The sequence below is a fragment of the Pseudomonas sp. NPDC089534 genome (genome assembly GCF_044749305.1).
GTDB classification, from domain to species: Bacteria; Pseudomonadota; Gammaproteobacteria; order Pseudomonadales; family Pseudomonadaceae; genus Aquipseudomonas; species Aquipseudomonas ekonensis.
This window is the reverse complement of the sequence record NZ_JBIVHR010000152.1, coordinates 1-6,519: the sequence shown is the minus strand read 5'-3', so window position 1 is coordinate 6,519 and position 6,519 is coordinate 1. Positions and strand designations below refer to the sequence as shown.

Annotated in this window: 5 protein-coding genes and 1 pseudogene (1 of these 6 only partly in view); all 6 read left to right on the top strand. The window is 62.6% G+C overall.

All coding sequences use genetic code 11. The features are described 5' to 3' along the window. Positions 1 to 1,266: pseudogene (gene purB, locus ACIP0B_RS27205) on the top strand (adenylosuccinate lyase); it begins 56 nt to the left of the window's first position. An 86-nt stretch (positions 1,267 to 1,352) separates the two neighbouring features. Then, positions 1,353 to 2,525: a JmjC domain-containing protein gene (locus ACIP0B_RS27200; RefSeq protein ID WP_400838029.1), complete on the top strand. Its 1,173-nt coding sequence runs from the start codon at positions 1,353 to 1,355 to the stop codon at positions 2,523 to 2,525. Beyond that, entirely contained in the window at positions 2,518 to 2,943 is a 426-nt protein-coding gene (locus tag ACIP0B_RS27195) for a GNAT family N-acetyltransferase (protein WP_400838026.1), read from the top strand. The genes ACIP0B_RS27200 and ACIP0B_RS27195 overlap by 8 nt, the downstream gene beginning before the upstream one ends. A 217-nt stretch (positions 2,944 to 3,160) precedes the next feature. Then, positions 3,161 to 3,922: a secretin N-terminal domain-containing protein gene (locus ACIP0B_RS27190; protein WP_400838023.1), complete on the top strand. Its 762-nt coding sequence runs from the start codon at positions 3,161 to 3,163 to the stop codon at positions 3,920 to 3,922. 476 nt (positions 3,923 to 4,398) lie between these two features. Next, positions 4,399 to 5,724 (top strand): isocitrate lyase, encoded by a 1,326-nt coding sequence (aceA, locus tag ACIP0B_RS27185; RefSeq protein WP_085579805.1) that lies wholly within the window; start codon positions 4,399 to 4,401, stop codon positions 5,722 to 5,724. Positions 5,725 to 6,324: 600 nt separating this feature from the next. Next, positions 6,325 to 6,519 (top strand): NADH-quinone oxidoreductase subunit A (locus ACIP0B_RS27180; protein WP_400838019.1); only part of this gene is annotated, 195 nt, incomplete at its 3' end.

Below are 6,519 nucleotides of genomic sequence, written 5' to 3'. Positions count from 1 at the left end.
CCGCGTCCTGGTCGAAGTGCGCTGGCTCCAGCGCCTGGCCGCCCACGCCGGCATCCCGGAAGTGCCGGCCTTCTCCGCCGAGACCAACGCCGTTCTGAACGAACTGGCGGAAAACTTCTCGCTGGAGCACGCCGAGCGCGTCAAAGAGATCGAACGCACCACCAACCACGACGTCAAGGCGATCGAATACCTGCTCAAGGAGCAGGCGGCCAAGCTGCCGGAGCTGGCCAAGGTCAGCGAATTCATCCATTTCGCCTGCACCAGCGAAGACATCAACAACCTGTCCCACGCCCTGATGCTGCGCGAAGGCCGTGACGACGTGATGCTGCCGCTGATGCGCCAGACCGCCAACGCCATCCGCGAACTGGCCCAGCGCTTCGCCGACGTGCCGATGCTGTCGCGCACCCACGGTCAGCCGGCCTCGCCGACCACCCTGGGCAAAGAGCTGGCGAACGTGGTCTACCGCCTGGAGCGCCAGATCGCTCAAGTGGCCGCCGTTCCGCTGCTGGGCAAGATCAACGGCGCCGTGGGCAACTACAACGCCCACCTGTCGGCCTACCCGCAAATCGACTGGGAAGCCAACGCCCGCGCCTTCATCGAAGACGAGCTGGGCCTGGCCTTCAACCCGTACACCACGCAGATCGAGCCGCACGACTACATCGCCGAGCTGTTCGACGCCATTGCGCGCTTCAACACCATCCTGATCGACTTCGACCGTGACATCTGGGGCTACATCTCCCTGGGTTACTTCAAGCAGCGCACATCGCCGGCGAAATCGGTTCGTCGACCATGCCGCACAAGGTCAACCCGATCGACTTCGAAAACTCCGAAGGCAACCTGGGCATCGCCAACGCGCTGTTCCAGCACCTGGCGAGCAAACTGCCGATCTCCCGCTGGCAGCGCGACCTGACCGACTCCACCGTGCTGCGCAACCTCGGCGTGGGCTTCGCCCACAGCGTGATCGCGTACGAAGCGAGCCTCAAAGGCATCAGCAAGCTGGAACTGAACGCACAGAAGATCGCCGAAGACCTGGACGCCTGCTGGGAAGTGCTGGCCGAACCGGTCCAGACCGTGATGCGCCGCTACAACATCGAGAACCCGTACGAAAAGCTGAAGGAACTGACCCGCGGCAAGGGCATCAGCCCCGAAGCGCTGCAGACCTTCATCGACGGCCTCGACATGCCGGCCGAAGCGAAGGCCGAGCTCAAGCGACTGACGCCGGCCAGCTACATCGGCAACGCCGTGGCGCAAGCCAAGCGCATCTGATCGACCGCTTGAACCGTTTGAGACGCCCGGCCGCGCCGGGCGTTTTTATTCCCGTCTGAAAAGTGCTTTTTTTCAATAGGTTACATATGAATCCAGATACTCCTCTTCAACTTCTGGGCGGCCTCACGGCGCGCGAGTTCATGCGCGACTACTGGCAGAAAAAACCGCTGCTGATCCGTCAGGCGATGCCTGACTTCGAAAGCCCGATCGACCCTGACGAACTGGCCGGCCTGGCCCTCGAAGAAGAAGTCGAATCGCGCCTGGTCATCGAGCACGGCGAGCGCCCGTGGGAGCTGCGTCGCGGCCCGTTCGCCGAAGACGAGTTCGCCAAGCTGCCGGAGCGCGAGTGGACCTTGCTGGTGCAGGCGGTCGATCAGTTCGTGCCGGAAGTCAGCGAACTGCTGGAGAACTTCCGCTTCCTGCCGAGCTGGCGCGTCGACGACGTGATGATCAGCTTCGCGGCCCCGGGCGGCAGCGTCGGCCCGCACTTCGACAACTACGACGTGTTCCTGCTGCAGGGCCACGGCAAGCGCAACTGGAAGATCGGCCAGATGTGCGACTCCGAGAGCCCGCTGCTGCAGCATGCGGACCTGCGCATCCTCGCCGAATTCGAACAGAGCGACGAGTGGGTGCTGGAACCGGGCGACATGCTCTACCTGCCGCCGCGCCTGGCCCATTGCGGCGTCGCCGTCGATGACTGCATGACCTACTCGGTCGGTTTCCGCGCCCCGAGCGCCGCCGAAGTGCTGACCCACTTCACCGACTTCCTGAGCCAGTTCCTGCCGGACGAAGAGCGCTACACCGACGCCGACGCCAAGCCGGTCAGCGACCCGCACCAGATCCAGCACGACGCGCTCGACCGCCTCAAGGCCCTGCTCGCCGAACACATGGGTGACGAACGCCTGCTGCTGACCTGGTTCGGCCAGTACATGACCGAGCCGCGCTACCCGGAACTGGTGGTGGGCCTTGAAGAAGTCGCGGAAGACGACTTCCTCGGCGCCCTGGAGGACGGCGCGGTGCTGATCCGCAACCCGAGCGCCCGCCTGGCCTGGTCCGAAGTCGATGACGACCTGCTGCTGTTCGCCAGCGGCCAGAGCCGCTACCTGCCGGGCAAGCTGCGCGAGCTGCTGAAGATGATCTGCGCCGCCGACGCGCTGCACATCGACAACCTCGGCGAATGGATGGATGACGAGGACGGCCGCGGCCTGCTCTACGAACTGGTCAAGCAAGGCAGCCTGGGGTTCGCCGACGATGAATAAGATTCGCGTGCGTGTCGCAGACTGGCAAAAGGACAACGCCGAGATCCGGCGCATCCGCGAAACCGTGTTCATCGCCGAGCAATCGGTGCCGCCCGAGCTGGAGTGGGATGCCGACGACGCCACCGCCGTGCATTTCCTGGCCTTCGAAGGCGACTTCCCCATCGGCACCGCCCGCCTGCTGCCCGACGGGCACATCGGCCGGGTCTCGGTGCTCAAGGACTGGCGCGGCCTGAAGGTCGGCGATGCGCTGATGCAGGCGGTGATCGCCGAAGCCGAAGCGCGTGGGCTCAAGCAGCAGATGCTCAGCGCCCAGGTACAGGCGACGCCGTTCTATGAGCGTCTGGGGTTCAACCTGGTCAGCGAGGAGTTTCTCGAGGCCGGGATTCCCCATGTCGACATGGTCCGCCATTCGGCCTGAGCCCTGTGGCGAGGGAGCTTGCTCCCGCTGGGCTGCGCAGCAGACCCGCCTTTTGGGGGCGCTTTGCGCCCCAGCGGGAGCAAGCTCCCTCGCCACACCCCGCGAACGCCCCGCCATCTGCCGATGCCGGGGCGTTTTGCCGCCCGGGATTCAACTTGCCCCACCCCGGGCCGACAAAGTGGCAATATCAAGCCTTTCGAAAGCGGAGATAACGGACATGTCCCTACGCACCCTGCTCGCCACCCTGCTGCTCGGCTGCAGCCTGTCGGCGATGGCAGCCACAGAAATCGTGCCCCTCAAGTACCGCACCAGCGCCGACATGCTGCCCATGGCGCAGGACTTCATGGGCAAGGACGGCCAGGTCAGCGCCTACGGCAACCAACTGATCGTCAAGGCCGAACCCGGCAAGATCCAGGAACTCAAGGATCTGCTGACACAGCTCGACACCGCCCCCAAACGCCTGCTGATCACCGTCGACACCAACGAGAACAACGGTCGCGGCGACGAAGGCTATTCGGTCAACGGCGCCCAACCGAACCAGACCCGCATCATCAGCCGCAGCACCGCCAGCCGCGACGGCGGCGTCCAGCAGGTGCAGGCCAGCGAAGGCATGCCGGCGCTGATCCAGGTCGGCCAGAGCGTGCCGATCACCAGCAGCCAGAGCGACTCCTGGGGTGGCTACAGCAGCCAGACCCAGTACCGCAACGTCACCCAGGGTTTCTACGTCACCGCCAGCGTCACCGGCGACATCGTTCACCTGGCGATCAGTACCAACCGTGACCGCATGAGCCAGGAACGTCCCGATGTAGTGAACGTGCAAAGCACCGACACATCCGTCACCGGACGCCTCGGGGAATGGATCACCCTCGCCGGCGTGAATCGCCAGACCCAGGCCGACAAACAGGGCCTGACCCGCAGCTACTCGACTCAAGGCCGGGATGACATGACCTTGCGGGTGAAAGTCGACAGCCTGGACTGAAGCCCCGAAAACTGACTGTCCGGTCGTATTAGACGAAAGATGTAGTGCTATAAAAAAAGCACTACAAAACGTTTGACGGGCCAAAAAAGCGAAGGCATGATGGCCTCGCTCCCGCTAATCAGAGGCCCTGGCAAGGGCCTTCGAAGCGATGTTCGCACCTACCCCGCGAACCGCTTCGTGTCTGTACCGCCCACAAGGTGTGTTTGACGAGGTTGCGACTGGAACGAAGTTGTCCTGAGGGACGGAAGCGTTTTTAGGTAACCCGGCATCACGCTGCAGCCCGCAGAAAAGGCCCACGACGCCCCGACTGCGCCCGCCAGTTCGCCTTTACCTGCTCACTTTCCCCTCGAGCCCCTCGTTCACCCCGTCGCCTTCCCCGCCGAACCCGACTTGACCGCCTAGGCTTCTGGTCAGCGAGCGCAGGAATTTTCCACCGCAGAACAACTTTTCATAAAGACGCGACGAGGTTTATCTCCATGGCACTGACACGCGAACAGCAAATTGCAGCCCTTGAAAAAGACTGGGCTGAAAACCCGCGCTGGAAAGGCGTGACTCGCACTTACTCCGCTGCTGACGTCGTCCGTCTGCGTGGCTCGGTCCAACCTGAGCACACCTTCGCGAAAATGGGCGCCGAGAAGCTGTGGAACCTGGTGACCCAGGGTGCCAAGCCAGCCTTCCGTCCTGAGAAAGATTTCGTCAACTGCATGGGCGCCCTGACCGGCGGCCAGGCCGTACAGCAAGTGAAGGCCGGTATCCAGGCGATCTACCTGTCCGGCTGGCAAGTGGCTGCGGACAACAACTCCGCCGAATCGATGTACCCTGACCAGTCGCTGTACCCGGTGGACTCGGTGCCGACCGTGGTCAAGCGCATCAACAACGCCTTCCGCCGCGCCGACCAGATCCAGTGGAAAGCCGGCAAGAACCCGGGCGACGACGGCTACATCGACTACTTCGCACCGATCGTGGCTGACGCCGAAGCCGGTTTCGGCGGCGTCCTGAACGCCTACGAGCTGATGAAGAGCATGATCGAGGCAGGCGCCGCCGGCGTTCACTTCGAAGACCAGCTGGCTTCCGTGAAGAAATGCGGCCACATGGGCGGCAAGGTACTGGTTCCGACCCAGGAAGCCGTGCAGAAGCTCGTCGCTGCCCGTCTGGCCGCTGACGTCGCCGGTACGCCGACCATCATCCTGGCCCGCACCGACGCCAACGCCGCCGACCTGCTGACTTCGGACTGCGACCCGTACGACCAGCCGTTCGTGACCGGCGAGCGCACCCAGGAAGGCTTCTACAAGGTTCGCGCCGGCCTGGACCAAGCCATCGCCCGCGGCTTGGCCTACGCGCCTTACGCCGACCTGATCTGGTGCGAAACCGCTAAACCAGACCTGGAAGAGGCCCGTCGCTTCGCCGAAGCGATCAAGAAGGAATACCCGGACCAACTGCTGTCCTACAACTGCTCGCCTTCCTTCAACTGGAAGAAAAACCTGGACGACGCGACCATCGCCAAGTTCCAGCGCGAACTGTCCGCCATGGGCTACAAGCACCAGTTCATCACCCTGGCCGGCATCCACAACATGTGGCACAGCATGTTCAACCTGGCGCACGACTACGCCCGCAACGACATGACCGCCTACGTGAAGCTGCAGGAGCAGGAATTCGCCGACGCCGCCAAGGGCTACACCTTCGTGGCTCACCAGCAGGAAGTGGGCACCGGCTACTTCGACGACATGACCACCGTGATCCAGGGCGGCACCTCCTCGGTGACCGCACTGACCGGTTCGACCGAAGAAGAGCAGTTCCACTGATCGGCCTCGCCTGAGCGAACGGCCCTGGCGGATCGTACAGAAACCTAACCGCCAAGCCGCACAACTGACGCCCCGACTGGTTCGGGGCGTTTTTTTGCCTGCTTTTCACATTCCGGAGCCACCCGAAATCGCTGTGGGAGCCAGCCTGCTGGCGATGGCGCCTGCCAGGGCGCCGCCACTCCCGCAAACTCTTTGCGCAAACCTTGACCCAGCGCAGTGCCGGCGTCGGAAAAACCGGCTAAAACGGGCGCCGCCGCTACTTGCAGTAACGTGGATATAAGACAACTTCCCAACTGCCGCACCGCTAAACAGTAACAAACCCACTCCAAACGATATTAATTATCATTTAGCCAGAACTATGTTCGTTACATCCCTCACAAAACATCATTGACGGAATCCCGGCTAATGCCCGCAACCCGCGGGCTGCGGGGCATTCGAGGCGCGCTATGTCCTTATTCCAATAAATAATTTCGCTATAGGAATTTTACTTGCAGGGTGTTTAGCCATAAAATCAGCGCGATTGATTGCTGCGACATATCGTCACTGCCTTATTTCTTTATCAAGCTCAGAGACCCTTGCTCTCTGTTAAGGATTACCAGCATGCCCGAAGCGACCGGACTCATGGCCCACAACTGGGGCTTTGCCATTTTCCTTCTGGGTGTCGTCGGCCTGTGCGCCTTCATGCTCGGCGTATCCAGCCTCCTCGGGTCAAAAGCCTGGGGTCGCAGCAAAAACGAACCGTTCGAGTCCGGCATGCTGCCTACCGGTGGCGCCCGCTTGCGGCTCTCAGCCGAA

Excerpts from the sequence above, each read along its gene's own strand:
- ACIP0B_RS27200 (WP_400838029.1), top strand. The coding sequence starts at position 1,353 with ATGAATCCAGATACTCCTCTTCAACTTCTGGGCGGCCTCACGGCGCGC.
- ACIP0B_RS27195 (WP_400838026.1), top strand. The coding sequence starts at position 2,518 with ATGAATAAGATTCGCGTGCGTGTCGCAGACTGGCAAAAGGACAACGCC.
- ACIP0B_RS27190 (WP_400838023.1), top strand. The coding sequence starts at position 3,161 with ATGTCCCTACGCACCCTGCTCGCCACCCTGCTGCTCGGCTGCAGCCTG.
- aceA (WP_085579805.1), top strand. The coding sequence starts at position 4,399 with ATGGCACTGACACGCGAACAGCAAATTGCAGCCCTTGAAAAAGACTGG.